We start from the raw sequence: 16,555 nt of genomic DNA on the forward strand, positions 1-16,555 counted from the left end.
TTCGAGCCCTCGTCAGTAGCGTCCCGGCATGACTCCTAGGACTGTGATCATCACTGGTGGGGGCACCGGAATCGGCCGTGCGACGGCCCGTCGCTTCGCGGGGCGGGGAGACCGTGTCCTGGTCGTGGGCCGCACCGCCGCCGCCCTCGACGAGACGGCCGAGGGCCACGAGAGCATTCGCACCCTGGTCGCGGACATCACCGAGCCGGGGGCCGGCGAGGCGGTGGTGGAGGCCGCGCTGCGGGCGTTCGGACGGCTGGACGTGCTGGTCAACAACGCCGGGACCGGCTCCTTCGCACCGCTCGCCAAACTCGACCGGGCCGCGACCGAGCACCAGGTCGCCGTCAACCTGATCGCCCCGGCCTTCGTGGCGCAGGCCGCGCTGGACTCCCTGGAGGCGACCGGCGGCACCATCGTCAACGTCAGCTCGGCCGGCTCGCTGGGCATCCAGGGGTTCCCCGACAACTCGGTCTACTGGGCGACCAAGGCCGCGCTGAACCACTTCACCCGCACCTGGGCCGTCGAACTGGCGCCGCGCGGCATCCGGGTGGTGTCCGTCGCCCCCGGCGTGACCGACACCGGCATCGGCGAACGCGTCGGCATGTCCGCCGAGGAGTACCAGGGCTTCCTGGGCCAGCTCGCCGAGCGCATCCCCCTCGGCCGGGTCGCCACCCCCGAGGACGTGGCCTGGTGGATCACCGCCCTGGCCGACCCCGAGGGCCGCTACATGACGGGCGCGGTCGTCCCGGTCGACGGCGGCCTCTCCCTGACCTGACGGCTCCTTTCCCGGGCCGCTCCCGCCAGGCGGACCATCGGACGGCACGGGCGGCCGGGCAGTCGGACTGCACGAGCGGCCCGGACAGTACGGGCGGCACGGGCAGTACGGGCGGCACGGACAGTACGGGTGGCACGGGCAGTACGGGCAGTACGGGCAGCCGGACTGCACGGACGGCGCGAGCAGCACAGGCGGCACGGACGGCACGGACGGCCGGGACAGCCGGACGGCACGGGCGCCACGGACGGCCGACGGCCGGGACAGCCGGACGGCACGGGCGCCACGGACGGCCGACGGCCGGGGCAGCCGGACTGCACGAGCAGCATCAGGCGGCACGGGCGGCCAGACCGCACAGGCGGCAGGGTGACGGGCAGCCGGGGCGGGCCGGTGGCGGGCAACCGGACCGCACGGACGGCACGGGCGGCCAGACCGCACAGGCGGCAGGGTGACGGGCAGCCGGGGGGGCCGGTGGCGGGCAGCCGGACCGCACGGACGGCACGGGCGGCACGGGCGGCCAGACCGCACAGGCGGCAGGGTGACGGGCAGCCGGGGGGCCGGTGGCGGGCAGCCGGACGGCACGGGCAGCCGGGCGGCCGGTGGCCGGGGCGGGCTGGGCCGGCCCCGCTGAGGGCCCGGGCCGCCGCCCCGTGCCGCGCGGGGTGCCGGGGCCTCGCCGCCGCCCGGCCCTCACGGACAGCTGGACCGCGCACCGACGGGCCGCACCTCGATGAGGTGCGGCCCGTCGACGTGTGGGCCCTGGAGCGGCGGCTCAGACGCCGTCGTGCTCCACCCTGCGGTGCCGCACCAGCCAGCCGCCGTCGCCGTGCGGTACCAGTTCGTCCTCGCACACCGCGCTCAGGTGCAGTCTGGCCGGTCCTCCGGACGGGGTGATCAGGACCTGGGCGTAGCAGCGGGTGTTCAGGGAGCCGTCGGGCCCGGGTGCGACGGTGAGCATGGAGAAGACGTGCCGCCGCTGCTCCGGGGTGTCCGCCGTCCGCTCCAGGTTGCGGCGTACGGCGGCGGCGACGGCGTCCCGGCCGCGCAGGGGCTCGGGGGCGATGTTCTGCGCGAAGACGCCGTCCTCGGTGAACGTACGGGCCCACTCCTCGGCCCGCCGCTCGTCGAGGAGCCGCATCTGCCGGGCGTAGAACTGCTGCACGGCGACATACGTCTCGGCGGGGACGGGCTCGGTGCCGCGCAGCCGCTCGGCGTGGTCGGCCGCGCGGCGCAGGGTCGTGAGGCTGTTGCGGCCGAGGGCGTCGCGGATCAGGGTGCGGGCGGCGGCCACGTCCGCCGTCGGGCCGAGGACGGTGGTGACGGCGTCCGGCGCGATCCGTACGGTGTGCCGGGAGGTGACGGTGCAGCCCTTGTCGTCCTCCTCGAAGATCCACTCGCCGGTGTGGGCGGCCATCAGCGCGGGTGTCTGGATCTGCTTGTAGACGATCCGCTCGGCGGGGAAGCAGACGCGCACCGAACGCGTGGTGTGGGTCGCGCCGTCCGCGGTGAGCGTGTCCATCTCCAGGATCTGCTCGTTCGGGGTGTCCTCGGTGAGGACGACCCGGGCGACGTGCGGCAGCCGCTCCGTCCAGCGGTCGGCCGCGCGGACGAACTCGTACGCGTCCTTCGCCGAGCCCTCGACGCGCACGCTGTCGTCGAACGTGAAGGTGAGCTCCGGGTCAGCGTCCTCCACGCCCCGGCGCAGGGCCTCCAGTTCGGACCCGGTGTTGGTGTCGATGGCCCGGCGGATCCACTCGACGTGCTCGGGGTCGTCGTCGACGGCGGTGAACGCGTGGGTGAACCGCACCCGGGTGCCCCGGTCGCCGAGCGGCTCCAGCAGCCACTCGCCGCTCATGCTCCGTACCGGCGCCCGCGACTCCTCCTGCCGGAACGTCACCCGCAGTCCGGCCCGGTCCAGCTCACGGCGCGAGGTCCAGCACTTGACCTCGTCGTTGGCCGTCGCCCAGATCCTCAGCCGCTCCTGCCGGTCGTCGCCCTCCAGTCGCTCGACGTGCACGCTCGGCGGGAAGTGCACCGGCCAGCGGGAGGCCTCGGCGACCAGGTCGAACACGGCCCCGGCCGGGGCCCGCACCTCGATCTCGTGGACGGTGGTGTGCTCGGTCTCCTCCGGCATGGCTCTCCTCAGTAGTTTCCCAGCCCGCCGCAGACGTTGATCGCCTGCGCGGTGACGGATGAGGCCGCGTCGGTCAGCAGATAGCCGACCATGCCCGCCACCTCGTCGGGCGTGGTGTAGCGGCCGAGCGGGATCTTGGCCTGGAACCGGTCGAGCACCTCCTCCTCGGTGGTCTCCCAGGCGGCGGCGTAGCCCTGCCGGACCCGCACCGCCATGGGCGTCTCCACATAGCCGGGGCACACCGCGTTGACCGTGATCCCGGACTTGGCCAGCTCCAGCCCGAGAGCCTTGGTGAAGCCGACGACCCCGTGCTTGGAGGCGGAGTAGGGGGCGCCCAGCACCACGCCCTGCTTGCCGCCGGTGGAGGCGATGCTGACGACCCGGCCCCAGCTCCCCTCGCGCATCCGGCCGGTGGTCAGGGCGGCGCGGGTGATGCGGAAGACGCTGTCCAGGTTGGTGGCCATCACGTCGTCCCACAGCTCGTCGGCGATGGTGTGCGTGGGGCCGCCGCCGCTGCGGCCGGCGTTGTTGACGAGCACCTCGACGGGCCCGTAGCGCTCGACCGCGGCGGACATCAGCGCCTCGATCTCCGCGACCTCCCGTACGTCGCAGGCGGCGCCGTCCACGTCGTGGCCCTCGGCGCGCAGCTCCTTGACGGTGAGCGCGACCCGGTCGGCGTCCCGGGCGCAGAGGAACACGCGGTGGCCGACGGCGGCCAGGGACCGGGTGACGGCGAGGCCGATCCCGCTGGTGGCACCGGTGACGACGGCGACCCGGCTGGTGGGTGAGGACATGCTCCGATCAGCCCTTTCGCGTGCAGAACTCGGTGATGGACTCGACGACGTAGTCGAGCATTTCTTTGGTGAGCCCCGGATAGACGCCGATCCAGAAGGTGTCCTCCGTGACGGTGTCGCAGTTGACCAGCTCGTCCACGATCCGGTAGCGCACGTCCTGGTAGGCGGGATGGCGGGTGATGTTCCCGCCGAACAGCCGGCGGGTGCCGATCCTGCGGGCCTCCAGGAAGTCGACGAGGTCCCTGCGGGTGAAGCCCGCGTCGGGCAGCACGGTCAGGGCGAAGCCGAACCAGCTGGGGTCGCTGCCCGGGGTGGCCCGCGGCAGCAGCAGTCCGGGCACGTCGGCCAGGCCGTCGCGCAGCCGCTGCCAGTTGTGCCGCCGGGCCGCGCCGAAGTCGTCGACCTTCTTCAACTGGCTGAGGGCCAGGGCGCCTTGGAGGTCGGTGGCCTTCAGGTTGTAGCCGACGTGGGAGAAGATGTACTTGTGGTCGTAGCCGGCCGGGAGGGTGCCGAGCTGGTAGTCGAACCGCTTCAGGCAGGTGTTGTCCGTGCCCGGCTCGCACCAGCAGTCCCGGCCCCAGTCGCGCATCGACTCGACGATCCGGGCCAGTTCCAGACTCGCGGTGAGGACGCAGCCGCCCTCGCCGGCGGTGATGTGGTGGGCGGGGTAGAAGCTCACCGTCGACAGGTCGCCGAAGGTACCGGTGAGCCTGCCCCCGTAGGTGGAGCCGACGGCGTCGCAGTTGTCCTCGATGAAGAACAGATCGTGCCGGCGGGCCAGTTCCGCGACCTCGGCGACGGGGAACGGGTTGCCGAGCGCGTGCGCGATCATGATGAGCCTGGTGCGCGGGGAGATCGCCGCCTCGATCTGGGCCAGGGAGGCGTTGTAGGTGCCCAGTTCGACGTCCACGAAGACCGGTGTCAGACCGTTCTGGACGAGCGGGTTGATGGTCGTGGGGAACCCGGCGCCGACCGTGATGGCCTCGTCGCCGGGGCGCAGCCGCAGTTCCTTCAGCTTCGGCGAGGTGAGCGCGCTGACCGCCAGCAGGTTGGCCGACGATCCCGAGTTGACCATGTGGGCCTTGCGCAGCCGGAAGTAGCGCGCGAAGTCGCTCTCGAACTTCCGGGTGCGCGCCCCGGCGGCGATCCGCATCTCCAGGGCCGCCTCGACGAGCGCGCCCCGGTCCTCCTCGTCGAGGACAGCGCCCGAGGACAGGATCGGTGTCACCCCGGGTTCGAAGCCGCGCGGTTCCTGCTCCTTGTGGTATTTACGCGCCAGTTCCAGCACCAGCGCCTTGGTGTCCGTCACGTCTGGATCCCTCACCCTCGGTCGTGGACTGAGCCGTGCGTGCCGTGCTCGGCGACCAGCCGCTCCAGCACCGGAACGACCTCGTTGGGACTGGGCACCGCGAGCAGTTCCTCCTGGAGCCGGCGGGCGCCGTCCGCGAACGACGGCTCGCCGATCAGCCGCTGGACCTGCTTGCGCAGGACGTCCGGAAGCAGATCCGCGCTCGGCACGCACAGACCGGCGCCGATGTCCTCCAGACCGCGCCCCATGACCTCGGTGTCCCAGCCGAAGGCCAGGATCAGCTGGGGCACGGCGTGCAGTTCGGCCGTGGCCTTGGTGCCGACGCCGCCGTGGTGCACGATCGCGTCGCAGGTGGGCAGCAGGTCGTTGAGCGGGACGAAGTCGACCAGGCGTACGTTGTCCGGCAGATCCTTGGCGGCCTCGCGGGTCGCCTCGTCGACGGTCGCGACGATCTCCGCGTCCAGCTCCGCGAGATGGGCCAGCAGCTCGGCCATGTCGACGCCGACGTCGGAGGCCGAGGAGCCGAGCGTCACACAGACGCGGCTGCGCCCGGGGTCGGCCCGCAGCCAGTCCGGCACCACCGCGGGGCCGTTGTACGGCACATGGCGCACCTGCACGGTCGGCAGCTTCAGGTCGAGCTGGGTGCTGGGCGGTGTGGTGTTGACGGTCCACTGGCCGGTGACCATGTCCTCGTCGAACCCGGCGTCGGAGCCCAGCCGTCGCAGGGTGCGCTCCAGCCACTCGGCGGTGGGGTCCTCGCGGTGCTCCGGCTCCTGCTCGGCAGCCAGCCGCAGGAACTCCTTGCGGGCCCGGACGCTGATGTCCGGGCCCGAGACCAGCCGGCAGTGCGCCGCGCCCGTCACCCGGGCCGCGATGGCCCCGGCCAGGGTGAACGTCTCCCAGACGACGAGGTCGGGCTGCCAGGAGCGGGCGAAGTCCACCAGGGCGTCGACCATGGTGTCGTTGTTGAGCGCGCCGTAGAGCGTGGGCACCATGATGTTCTCCAGCGCCAGCAACTGCTCGTAGTCCCACGGGTGTTCGCCCCGGGCGGCGTAGTCGAAGCCCTGCACATGCGCCGAGGCCTCGTCGTGGAGCTTGCCGAGCAGCCCGAGGTCCTCCAGGGCGCCGAGCGACCACTCCACGGGGACGGCGGTCAGTCCCGTGCCCGTGATGACGTCGGTCAGCTCGGGCTGGCTGGCGATCCGCACCTCGTGGCCCGCGGTGCGCAGCGCCCAGGCGAGCGGTACGAGCGGGTAGTAGTGGGTGTGGTGGGCCAGTGAGGTGAACAGAACCTTCATCGCGTCTCCTCCTCGCCGATGCGGGCCGGCAGCCTGACCAGGCGCCGGGTCAGGGGCGCCCGCCGCCCCCGCACCACCTCCCCGCCCGGCCGCACCCCCGGGAACCGCGCGGCCAACGCCACCAGCCCGTACTCGGCGACCGCCCGAGCGGCCGGGAGCAGGGTGGCGCAGGCGGGCACGGGGAGGGGCGCCGGGGCACCGCTGGTCCTGGTGTCCTCGGCGAGCACGGTGATCGCGCCGGGTTCGCCGGCACCGCCGGCGCCGGCGCCTCGGCCGGTGTTGAGGGCCTCGGCGGTGCCGACTGTGCTGGGGGGCTCGGCGGTGCCGGCTGTGCCGGCGGGCGCTGTAGCCCCGGCGGCCCGGCTGGCCCCGTCGACCCCGTCGACCCCGTCGATCCCGGCCGTCCCGGCGGTGGTGGTCGTGACGACGGTGACGCTGTCACCGGCCTCGATACGGACCCCGGCCACCTCGGCCGGCGCGAGGGCCACCAGAGGACAGGCCCGCCACGGCGGGCGCCGGTGCAGGACCTCCGCGACCAGCCGGGCCGCGTGCGCGGGGTCCGAGCGCAGCAGTTCCCACTCCCGAGGCCGGTCGAGGAGGCCGCGCAGGGCGTCGCCGAGCAGGTCCGCGGCGGCACGGGCCCCGGCCACCGCGAGGACCAGGTCCGCCTCGGCGTGGGCGCGCCCGGCGAAGAGTTCCCGCAGCCCGCGTACGCCCGCAGCCAGTCGCCGCGTCGTGTCCAGCGTCTGCGGACAGAGCAGCGCGTCCACCGCCGGTGCCGCCGCCGCGAGGTCGGCGGCGAAGGCCGCGCGCCGCTCCTCGGGGACGTCCAGGATCACGGCGTACGCGGCCGCGGTCAGCGGCTCGGCGAAGTCGCCCACCAGGTCGACCGGGCCCGGACCGAGCCGCGCCGCGGCCTGCCCGGCCTGCTCCCGCAGCGATGCGGCCGACCTCCCCACGGCCCTCGTCCCGCCCCGCCGCGCCAGGTCCCGGGCGAGTCCGGTCGTCCGCTGCCGCTCCGGGTCGGGCAGCCAGGCCTCCGCCTGCGGCACCACGGCCGACACCGCGGGTTCCGCGCCGGCGAACAACTCCCGCACCGCCGCCGGGCCGGTGACGACCCAGGTGTCGAGCCGGCTGCGCCACACCGGCCCCCGCTCCGCGATGGAGGCGAGAGCTCCCCCCGCGTCGTCCTCGCCGCTCTCGAATCCCCGTACCAGCCGGGCATACGGGTCACCCGCCCCCGGTACGAACGGCTCCGCGTTGATCGCGTAGAGCCACTGTGCCGCGTGGACGAGTTGCAGTTCGCGCCCCAGGGCATTCGTCGCCGCCGTCACCCCGCCACCTCCGTCATCCGATTACCTCGGCAAGGTACGGGGCCGAATTAGAAGAACACTCGAACTGCCGTTTTCCGTATCCACCGTTCCTCAAGCAGTGCTTGATCTCCCGGTCGTACGGTGTGGAACCCACTGGACTCCCGCAAGGTGATGAGGATCCCTATGCCAGAGCACCGTCAGCAACGGGCGCTCCGCATGGGCGTGATCGGCACGGCGAACATCGCGATACGCCGGATCATGCCCGTGCTCGCCGCGCACGACCACGTCGACCTCGTCGCGGTGGCCAGCCGGGACAAGGCCCGTGCCGAGCGAGTGGGGGCCGCTTTCGGCTGCGCCGGCATGGGCGATTACGCGGCGCTCGTCGAGCGGGACGACCTTGACGCCGTCTATATTCCGCTGCCGCCCGGTATGCATCACGAGTGGGCGCTACGGGCTTTGCGTTCGGGAAAGCACGTGCTGGTCGAGAAACCGATGTCGGACACGTACGAGAAAACTCTCGAGCTGATGTCGACCGCCTCGGAACTCGGACTCGTGCTCGCCGAGAACTTCATGTTCCTGCACCATTCCCAGCATGCTGCGGTACGCGCGATGCTGGACGAGTCCGTGGGGGAACTGCGCCATTTCTCGGGGTCGTTCGCGGTGCCGCCGCTGGCCCCGGACTCGTTCCGCTACCAGCCGGCCCTGGGCGGAGGCGCGTTGCTCGACGTCGGGGTGTACCCCCTACGGGCGGCCCAGCTCTACCTCACCGGCGAACTCGACGTCCTCGGCGCGTGTCTGCGCGTCGACGAGACGACCGGCGCCGATGTCGCCGGCAGCGTGCTGCTGAGCGACGACCGGGGCGTGACGGCCCAGCTCGACTTCGGCTTCGAGCACTCCTACCGCTCGACCTACGCCCTGTGGGGCAACCGGGGCCGGGTGAGCGTCCGGCGCGCCTTCACACCCCCCGAGCAGCTCAAGCCCGTGGTCAGGATCGAACAGCAGGACGTGGTCACGGAGCGTTCCCTCCCCGAGGACAACCAGGTCTACAACGCGATGAACGCCTTCGTCCGAGCGGCCCTCACGGGCGGCGGCCCTTTGGCCGACATGTCGGCGATCCGCCGCCAGGCCTTCCTGGTGGACCGTGTCCGCCGCGCGGCCCGTCTCATCGGCGATCCGAAGTCCCCTCCGCACGACGCCCTGGCGATGGACATGGGCTTGAGCTGACGCCCTGCTTTTTGCCTTTAGGGGCGCGGGGCTGCGTCGATTTGCGGCTCCGCCGCGTGGGCGCGAACAACCCCCACCGCCCCGCACCCGCCAACGACACCGCGCCCCGCCAAATCCTCAGGCGGGGCGCGAAGCCATTTCCGTCAGCGGTCAAGCACCCGACGCAAAACCCCCTCAAGCGCCCGCCCCGCATCAGCAACCGCCTCATCCGTACGCCAAGCCACAATCCCGTCCGGCCGCACCAGACTCGCCCCCGCCTTCCCAATGCCATACCGCTCGGACACCAAGCTCTCGGGATCAGTCAGCCCAGCCCCGACCCGATACGCCCGCACAGGCACCCCCAGCTCCACCGAGACCGCCTCCGCCGCAGCGACCCAGTCCGCCCCCAACTCCCCCACCAGCAACGTCCACCCGTCACCGAACAGATCAACCGTGGACAGCCGCTCCCCATGCCGCGACACCAGGACATGCGGCCCACGGAAGCCAGGCCGCCCACTCGGCGTCAACGGATTCTCCACCCGCGCCGGATCGTCGTCCGCGGCCAGCACCGCAGAGGACCGGTACCGGAACCCGAGCAGCGTCTCGGCATACCCCACCGACTTGTCCCACACCTCCGCCATGTGCGGAGCCATCCGCTGCGCGTAGATCGCCAGCGCCTCGGCCACGACCAGCTCCGCGGCGACCTTGCGCTCGTCCTCGTACGTCCCGAGCAGCCCCGCCCCGGCCTGCCCCTGCAGCACCGCCGCGAGCTTCCAGGCCAGGTCGAACCCGTCGGCGACGGCCGCGTTGCCGCTCATGCCCCCGGTCGGCGGGGTGACCTTCGCCGCGTCCCCGACCAGGAACACCCGCCCCTCGCGCCAGCGCTCCGCGATGCGGGCCGCCATCTCCCAGCCCTGGATGTCGACGAGCTCGGGCTTCACCTCGGGGGCGTCCAGGGCGAGGCCGATGAGTTGGACGCAGCGCTCCGGGGTGAAGTCCTCGGGACTCTCGCCCTTGTCGGGGTCGTACTCGACGAAGAGGGTGTGCCGGTCGGGCCGGTCCGTCGGACCGAACGTGCCCGTGAACTCCGGGTGGTGGAGGTAGTACCAGCCGGTCGTGCCCGGCTCCATGATCCCGGAGAGGTCGGCGTCGAAGATGACCCCGACCATGTGGGTCAGCGTGCCGTGCCCGTACCGCTCGATGCCCAGCGACTCCCGCACCAGGCTGCGGTTGCCGTCGGCGGCCACGAGGTATCCGGCGCGCAGGTCGTACTCACCGTCGGGCCCCGCGAGCCGGGCCGTGACACCGTCGTCGTCCTGGCGGAACGACAGCAGCCGGGTGTCGAAGCGGATGGAGCCGCCGTGCCCCCGGGCCTGCCCGAGCAGGATCGGCTCCAGCTTGTCCTGGGACAGCATCGCCCAGCCGGCCGGTGTGCAGGGCTCGGTGGCGGCGACCATGTCGTCGAAGCTCTCCGAGACGGTCCGCAGGATCTCGCCCCGCACGCTCTGGGCGAGCCGGATGACGAAGTCGCCCTGGGTGCCGCGGATGTCGTCGGCCCGGACCACCTCGTCCGCGACGCCCCCGATGCGCAGCAGTTCCATGGTCCGCGGGTTCTGCCCGGCGGCCCGCGGATAGGGCGAGAGGCCCGGCCTGCGCTCCACCACGAGCACCCGGACGCCCTGCCGGGCGAGGAACATCGCCGTCGACAGGCCCCCGAGGCCCGCACCCACCACCAGTACATCGACCTCGTGGTCGTTCATGTTGCTCCTCTCTCGTCGTTCGCTTCGTTCTCTGGGGTCCTTGCGCGTCGGCCGGTTCACACCAGGACGCCGACGAACAGCCCCCGGCCCGACGGGGCCTCCGGCAGGTACTCGACCTCGAAGCCCGCCTCGCGGAAGGCCTGTTCGTACTCGGCGCGGCTGAACAGGGAGATGATGTGGGTGTCGACGAAGTGCTGGGCGCCGGCGCCGGGTTCGGCGACCACGAAGTGCACGTCCATGTGCGAGGTACGGCCCCGGCGGGCGGAGTGCGAGACCCGGGAGACGGTGACGCCGTCGACGGCGACGATGTCGGCGGAGACATGGCCGTCGGCGAACGTCTCGTAGAACCACCACGGGTCGACGACGGCGACCCCGCCCGGTTCCAGGTGCCGGGCGAACATCGTCAGCGCCTGGCCCAGTTCGGCGACCGACGTCATATAGCCGACGGAGCCGAACATGCAGGTCACAACATCGAAGGTGGCGCCGAGGCGGAAGTCGCGCATGTCGGCGGCGTGCACGCTCACCCCGGGCAGCGCGGCCCGGGCCTCCTCGGCCATCGGCGCGGACAGCTCCACTCCCTCGACATGCTCGAAGAGGTCGGCGAAGTGCCGCAGATGCCCACCGGTGCCGCACGCCACGTCCAGCAGCCGCCCGGCCCCCGGCCTGCTCCGCCGGGCCGCGGCGGCGACCGCCTCGGTCTCGGCCCGGTAGTCCTTGCCGCGCTCCCGGTGCACCAGGTCGTAGACCCGCGCGAGGTCCGCCCCGTACATCGTCTCTCCCGCCCGCTGCTCGTCCGCCACGGTCAGACCGCCGAGCGGGTGTGGGCGAGGATGACCTCGGCGAGCGGCCCGTGGACCGAGGACGGCAGGGCGTGCCCCATGCCCGGGATCTCCACCACCGTTGCGCTGGGAATGAGCCCGGCGAGGTGCTTGCCGTGCGGCGCGGGGGCGATCGGGTCGTGCTCGGCCTGGATGACCAGGGTCGGCACGGTGACATCGCGCAGCTCGGCGGCCCGGGCCGGCGGCGGCAGGGTCAGCGAGTAGTGCGCGTACGGCTCGGCGAGGGCACCCCCCGCGTGGTCGATCGCCCGCTCCTCCCACCGCGCGTACTCGGCGTCGTCGAACGGCACGCCCGTGCCGGAGAGGATGCGCCACTTGCTGACGCGCTTGGCCACCTCGGCGGCGCGTCCCTCGGCCGGCTGGTTCATCAGGGCGAGCGCGTCCAGGAACGGCTGCTGGGGCCCGGGCAGGCCGTCCAGCGTGGGTTCGCCGCGCATCACGCGCTCGATGTTGGCGTCGAAGTCGATGTCGAGGCCGCCGCCGAGCAACATGGTCAGGCTGCTCAGCCGGTCGTGGTGGTCGAGCGCGACGACCTGGGTGATGGTCGCCCCCATCGACAGGCCGACCACATGGGCCCGGTCGACGCCCCAGCCGTCGAGGACGGCGACCGCGTCGGCGGCCAGCTCACCGAAGCCGTAGGGGTGTTCGGCGAAGTCGCGGGTGGTGGAGCGGCCGGTGTCGCGGTGGTCGTAGCGGATGACGTGGAGGCCGCCGTCGGCGAGCCGCCGGGCGAACTCGTCGGGCCAGCCGAGGGCGGAGAGGTTGCCACCCATGACGAGCAGCAGCGCCGGGTCCGCCGGGTCGCCGAAGTCGTCGCTCCACAGCTCGACGTCCCCGCTCGGCACGATGCGTTCGGACATGTGTCTACTCCTGTGCTGGGAGGGCTTCGGAGGCCGGGGCGGCTTCCTCGGACACGGCCGTGAACTCGAGGATCGAGAAGTCGAACGGGAGGGTCGTGGAGCCGCTCGTGCGCTCCGAGGCCAGGGCGAGACCGGCCGACGCGGCCAGGGCCACGACCTCGTCCCGGGTGCGCACCCGTCCGCCCATGAACGTCAGCATCCGCAGGTCGAGCAGGGTGCTGAAGAACCGGTCGGCGCCGTCGCCCTCGACATCGGCGCGGTCGAGGACCAGGACCTTCCCGCCCGGCTCCAGCGCGCTGACGCACCCGCGCAGGATCGTCAGGGCGTCCTCGTCGGACCAGTTGAGCAGGACGAACGACAGCAGGACGACGTCGGCGGTGACGGGCAGCGGTTTGAAGAAGTCGCCCTCCGCCACCGCGACCCGGTCGGCCAGACCGGCGTCGGCGAACCTGCGCCGGGCGCGCTCGGCGGGGCCCGCGAGTTCGAGCAGGGTGCCCCGCAGATGCGGGGCCCGCAGGGCGATCGCCGCGAGGATGCCGCCGTTGCCGCCGCCCACGTCGAGGACGTGCCGGACCGCCGACCAGTCGTAGGCGTCGGCCGGGGCCTCGTAGGCCAGGTCCTCGTCGCAGGACATCAGCGCGTCGAAGGAGTCGGCCAGCGTCACGTCCGCCGAGAGGTCCTCCCAGAAGGGCCGCCCGTACCGCCCGGCGTAGGCGGGGCGGCCGGTGCGGACCACGTCGAGGAGCCCGGTGAAGGCCAGGTCGGCGTGGGAGACGGCCCCGTCGAGGTCCAGCCAGGCCCGCTGCTGGGCCGGATGGCCGTCGGCGAGGAGCATCCCGAGCCGGGTGGGGCGCAGCGGCTGGTCCGGTTTCTCCCCGCCCTCCAGGACACCGACGACACTCAGGTGCCGGACCAGGCGGGCGAGCGCCTGAGGGTGGGCGCCCGTGCGGTCGGCGAGGCCGGCGAGGGTGTCCGCTCCGGCCAGGAGATGATCGACCAGACGGAGCGTCGCGGCGACCCTCAGGGCCATCGGGGTCACCAGGTTGCCGAGGTTCTTCAGGAGTACGTCGAGGTCCTGGTCGGTCGGTTCCAGGGGTTCCCCGGGTGCGGAAGAGCTCACCGTGTTCCTTCCCTTGGGCGTCGGTGTTCCGGAGCGGAAGCGCTGCTCAGGGGTCCTTCCGAAGGACCTCTCAGGGGCGCCAGCCCTCCTCGGTGGGCCAGGGCTCGCCGAGCTGGCGGTAGGTGCCGAGATAGTCCGGCCAGTCGCGGTGGTCGCGGATCTTTCCGTCGACGATCCGGATGAGGTGGATCTGTTCGCCGGAGAACTTGCGCCCGGTGGCGGGCATTCCCACGAGTTCGCCCACCTGACGTCCGTACAGGGCGAGTTTCGCCCGCACCCAGCTGCCCTTCTCCTCGTAGCCGATCTCCTCCAGATGCGCGTCCTCGGAGAAAGTCAGCTTGAGCCACTTCACCGCGAGTGCGAACGCCTCGGGGCCGCGCAGTTCCGGCATGTGTTCCAGGGCGCCGGGATTGAGGTACTCCTCGTGGATGAACTCGGCGACGTCGTCCGTCTTTCCGGTGTTGTAGCTGTTCACCATGCGGCGAACAATGTCGATGCGATCGCTCACGGTCGGCACTCCTTGTCGGTCGTCGATGGAGTTCATCCTGACTTCCCCATCTCTCCGCAACAATCCTTTTCCGCACCGCCTCGACCCGTCGACAAGCCGGTTTCGAGCGGCCACCGAGCGCCTTCCGACTCACATTTCAGAGGGACGGGCCAGGGTGGTCGGGTCGGCTTTCGTCACCCGGAGGACCCATGGACAAGACGAAGTACAAATCGACGGTCACCGAGGCTTTCAACAATGCCGCGGCGACTTATGACCAGTTGGGCGTCGAGTTCTTCACACCGATGGGCCGGCGACTGGTGGAAAGGGCCGATCCGAGGCCCGGGCAGCGTGTTCTGGATGTGGGATGCGGCCGGGGCGCGTCCCTGTTCGTGGCGGCGGAGAGGGTCGGCCCGTCCGGCCATGTGCTCGGCATCGACATCGCTCCGGCCATGGTCGAGGAGGCCCGCCGGCAGGCCGCCGCGCTCGGCGCCCGGCAGGTGGAGGTCCGGGTCATGGACGGCGAGCACCCGGACTTCCCGCCCGCCTCCTTCGACGTGGTGACCGGAAGCTACAGCCTGATCTTCCTGCCCGACGCTCCCGCCGCGCTCCCCCGGTACGCGGCCCTGCTGCGGCCGGGTGGCCGGATCGCCTTCACCAGCCCGGTCTTCACGGAGGACACGTTCCCCTTCCTGCCGCCCGTGTTCACGGAACTGATCCCCGAGCGGCTGCTGCGCAACCTGCCGGCCGACTGGCGGCCGGACGCGCTGAAGCGGCGGTTCAACAGCTGGCTTCAGGACACCGGCGACCTGACCCGGACGATGATCGACGCCGGTTTCGAGGACGTGGAGATCGCCGACGAGCACATCGATCTGCGCGCGCCGGACGGCGAGACATGGGTCGACTGGTCCCACACCCAGGGAATGCGCTTGCTCTGGCAGCACCTCCCGGAGTACGAGAACCGGCAGTTGCGCCACCGTCTGACCACCGAGCTGGACCGGCTGCGGGGCGAGGGCCCGCTCCATCTGCCCACCCCGGTCCGCTTCGTCAGCGCGTCGATCGCGGACTGAGCGGACGGGAGCGGACCGAGGCGGCTTCGGGCGGCCGCCACGGAGCACGTGGAGCCCGGTCCACCCCTCGGACCGGGCTCCACGTGGTGTCAGTAGACGCGCACCGCGCCGGAGGACGACATGCGCACGATGTCCCCGGTGGGCCTGCGGAGGTTGCCCTGCGCGTCGATCGACTCCGCGTTGAGGATGGAACGGTGCAGCTCCTGGGCCATCGGACCGGGTTCGAGACCGAGATGGTTCACCAGGTTGACCCGCAGGCGCTGGAAGAGCTCCAGGGCCTGCGCCCGCCGGCCGTTGAGGTAGAGGGCCCGCATGTACTGGGCGTGCAGGCCCTCGTGGTACGGGTTGTCGGCCGTCAGGGCCGCGAGCTCGGTGAGCACCTCGCGGTACATGCCGAGCCGCAGCTGGGTGTCGACGAGGTACTCCAGGACGACCAGCCTGGACTCCTCGAACTGCTGGCGCCGGCCTTCGAGGATCCGGCCGGCGACGACGTCCACCAGTGCGGGTCCGCGCCAGAGCTGCAGCGCGCTGGAGAGGGTGGACAGCGCGGTGCTGTCGTCCCCCGACGACAGCGCCCGGCGCCCGTCCGAGACGAGCTGATGGAACCGGTGGACGTCCAGATCCCCCTGGGTGGTCCGGAAGAGGTAACCGCCGGACCGGGTCACGAGGATCTCGGAGGCGACCTGACGGGCGGTCATTCCCGTCGCGGACGCCAGTAACTTGCGCAGGTTGAGGATGTAGGTCTGCAGCGTGGTCAGGCAGCTGACCGGAGGCTCCTCGTCCCAGAGTTCGCGTATCAGTGACGACACGGGGACCACCTGGTCGGCGTGCACCAGCAATGTGGCCAGAACGCTTCTCATCTTTGGTGCGCTCGGAGTGTGCAGATCACCTTCGACCTGCACGGAAAGTGGGCCTAAAACACCCAGCTTCACGACGTTCCCCCATAGATCGCAGAAAGCTACTGGTCTACCGAGCCCCAACGCCTCAGGCGGTTCACAAGTTCCCCACAGGGAGAACAGAATGTCGCCAGAAAGGAAAGCGCTGTCAGCGCCGGAATTTTCGTTGCGTGGGCAACAAACCGGTTGTGCAATCAACGAACGGCCCTGGTGCGACGGGCGCCGCCGAATGAATCAAGCCACCTTCAGCAGCGTATTCACGACGGCCAGAAACCCGGCGGGGGTCGTCACCTCGGAAAGATCCTCTTCGGGGATCTCCACGTCGTACTCGCGCGAGACCCGGGCCGCGGTCTCCAGAAGGGCCAGCGAATCGTACCCGAGGTCTGTGAATTCCATGTCAACTGCGTTTTCCGCGCTGGTTACGGACTCCTCTTCCCCCGCGCACTCACGCAGGATGGCAAAGAGTTTCTCGCTCGTCAGTGCCGCCACGACGGTTCTTCCTCCCCTTGCGGTCGATACCTCTCGTTCCTTCGGTGCCAGGCCGTCAGGGTCAACAACGGCCATGAAGTGCACCCTATGCAGGTTTGGAAGGAACAGACTCGAGAACCGATCGAGCGGACTTGAACAGAAGGTGACCATGGCGGTCTCACCTCGTATCGCGGTCGATATCGGCGGGGCGATTGTTGTCCGCCGGGAGACTCCC

15 protein-coding genes are annotated in these 16,555 nt (G+C 71.5%); 3 read left to right on the forward strand and 12 right to left on the reverse strand.

Going from position 1 to position 16,555, the window contains the following annotated elements; genetic code table 11:
* Positions 1–43 precede the first annotated feature (43 nt).
* On the forward strand, positions 44–775 hold the full coding sequence (locus NNW99_RS16205; RefSeq protein WP_215124304.1) for an SDR family NAD(P)-dependent oxidoreductase: 732 nt from the start codon (positions 44–46) through the stop codon (positions 773–775).
* Between the two features lie 769 nt (positions 776–1,544).
* Here the strand turns inward: NNW99_RS16205 and NNW99_RS16215 are convergent.
* Genes NNW99_RS16215 through NNW99_RS16235 form a run of 5 tightly spaced genes read right to left on the reverse strand, consistent with a single transcriptional unit; the run spans position 1,545 to position 7,641 of the window.
* The gene (locus tag NNW99_RS16215) at positions 1,545–2,906 is read right to left on the reverse strand and encodes a nuclear transport factor 2 family protein (RefSeq protein ID WP_215119865.1); all 1,362 of its coding nucleotides are present in this window, start codon (positions 2,904–2,906) and stop codon (positions 1,545–1,547) included.
* A gap of 8 nt (positions 2,907–2,914) precedes the next feature.
* Positions 2,915–3,700 carry an SDR family NAD(P)-dependent oxidoreductase gene (locus NNW99_RS16220; RefSeq protein ID WP_215119866.1) on the reverse strand — a complete coding sequence of 262 codons (786 nt, stop codon included), beginning with the start codon at positions 3,698–3,700 and terminating at the stop codon, positions 2,915–2,917.
* A gap of 7 nt (positions 3,701–3,707) precedes the next feature.
* A complete protein-coding gene (gene rfbH / locus NNW99_RS16225) occupies positions 3,708–5,009 on the reverse strand; it encodes a lipopolysaccharide biosynthesis protein RfbH (protein WP_215119867.1) in 1,302 nt (433 codons plus the stop codon).
* An 11-nt stretch (positions 5,010–5,020) separates the two neighbouring features.
* Positions 5,021–6,307 carry an activator-dependent family glycosyltransferase gene (locus tag NNW99_RS16230; protein ID WP_215119868.1) on the reverse strand — a complete coding sequence of 429 codons (1,287 nt, stop codon included), beginning with the start codon at positions 6,305–6,307 and terminating at the stop codon, positions 5,021–5,023.
* On the reverse strand, positions 6,304–7,641 hold the full coding sequence (locus NNW99_RS16235) for a hypothetical protein (RefSeq protein WP_251057819.1): 1,338 nt from the start codon (positions 7,639–7,641) through the stop codon (positions 6,304–6,306). The genes NNW99_RS16230 and NNW99_RS16235 overlap by 4 nt, the downstream gene beginning before the upstream one ends.
* A 162-nt stretch (positions 7,642–7,803) precedes the next feature.
* On the opposite strand from NNW99_RS16235, the gene NNW99_RS16240 reads away from it, so the two are divergent.
* Positions 7,804–8,844, forward strand: coding sequence for a Gfo/Idh/MocA family protein (locus tag NNW99_RS16240; protein WP_251057820.1), 1,041 nt, complete (start codon positions 7,804–7,806; stop codon positions 8,842–8,844).
* Between the two features lie 143 nt (positions 8,845–8,987).
* On the opposite strand, the gene rdmE is transcribed toward NNW99_RS16240, so the two are convergent.
* From rdmE to NNW99_RS16265, 5 genes are all read right to left on the reverse strand, one after another.
* Entirely contained in the window at positions 8,988–10,583 is a 1,596-nt protein-coding gene (rdmE, locus tag NNW99_RS16245) for an aklavinone 12-hydroxylase RdmE (protein ID WP_215119869.1), read from the reverse strand.
* 56 nt (positions 10,584–10,639) lie between these two features.
* Positions 10,640–11,353, reverse strand: a complete 714-nt coding sequence (locus tag NNW99_RS16250) for a trans-aconitate 2-methyltransferase (RefSeq protein WP_215124306.1) — start codon at positions 11,351–11,353, stop codon at positions 10,640–10,642.
* Positions 11,354–11,385: 32 nt separating this feature from the next.
* A complete protein-coding gene (locus NNW99_RS16255; protein ID WP_215119870.1) occupies positions 11,386–12,282 on the reverse strand; it encodes an alpha/beta fold hydrolase in 897 nt (298 codons plus the stop codon).
* 4 nt (positions 12,283–12,286) lie between these two features.
* Entirely contained in the window at positions 12,287–13,402 is a 1,116-nt protein-coding gene (locus NNW99_RS16260) for a methyltransferase (protein ID WP_215119871.1), read from the reverse strand.
* Between the two features lie 70 nt (positions 13,403–13,472).
* The gene (locus tag NNW99_RS16265) at positions 13,473–13,910 is read right to left on the reverse strand and encodes an ester cyclase (RefSeq protein ID WP_193483074.1); all 438 of its coding nucleotides are present in this window, start codon (positions 13,908–13,910) and stop codon (positions 13,473–13,475) included.
* Positions 13,911–14,098: 188 nt separating this feature from the next.
* On the opposite strand from NNW99_RS16265, the gene NNW99_RS16270 reads away from it, so the two are divergent.
* Positions 14,099–14,956, forward strand: coding sequence for a class I SAM-dependent methyltransferase (locus tag NNW99_RS16270; protein ID WP_215119872.1), 858 nt, complete (start codon positions 14,099–14,101; stop codon positions 14,954–14,956).
* 89 nt (positions 14,957–15,045) lie between these two features.
* On the opposite strand, the gene NNW99_RS16275 is transcribed toward NNW99_RS16270, so the two are convergent.
* Both NNW99_RS16275 and NNW99_RS16280 read right to left on the reverse strand, forming a co-directional pair.
* Complete coding sequence (locus NNW99_RS16275; RefSeq protein WP_184594679.1) at positions 15,046–15,816, reverse strand: AfsR/SARP family transcriptional regulator; 771 nt, start codon at positions 15,814–15,816, stop codon at positions 15,046–15,048.
* A 270-nt stretch (positions 15,817–16,086) separates the two neighbouring features.
* Complete coding sequence (locus tag NNW99_RS16280) at positions 16,087–16,416, reverse strand: acyl carrier protein (protein ID WP_321170415.1); 330 nt, start codon at positions 16,414–16,416, stop codon at positions 16,087–16,089.
* Positions 16,417–16,555: the final 139 nt, after the last annotated feature.

The organism is Streptomyces sp. CRCS-T-1 (genome assembly GCF_024442335.1).
Classification (GTDB): Bacteria; Actinomycetota; Actinomycetes; order Streptomycetales; family Streptomycetaceae; genus Streptomyces; species Streptomyces koelreuteriae.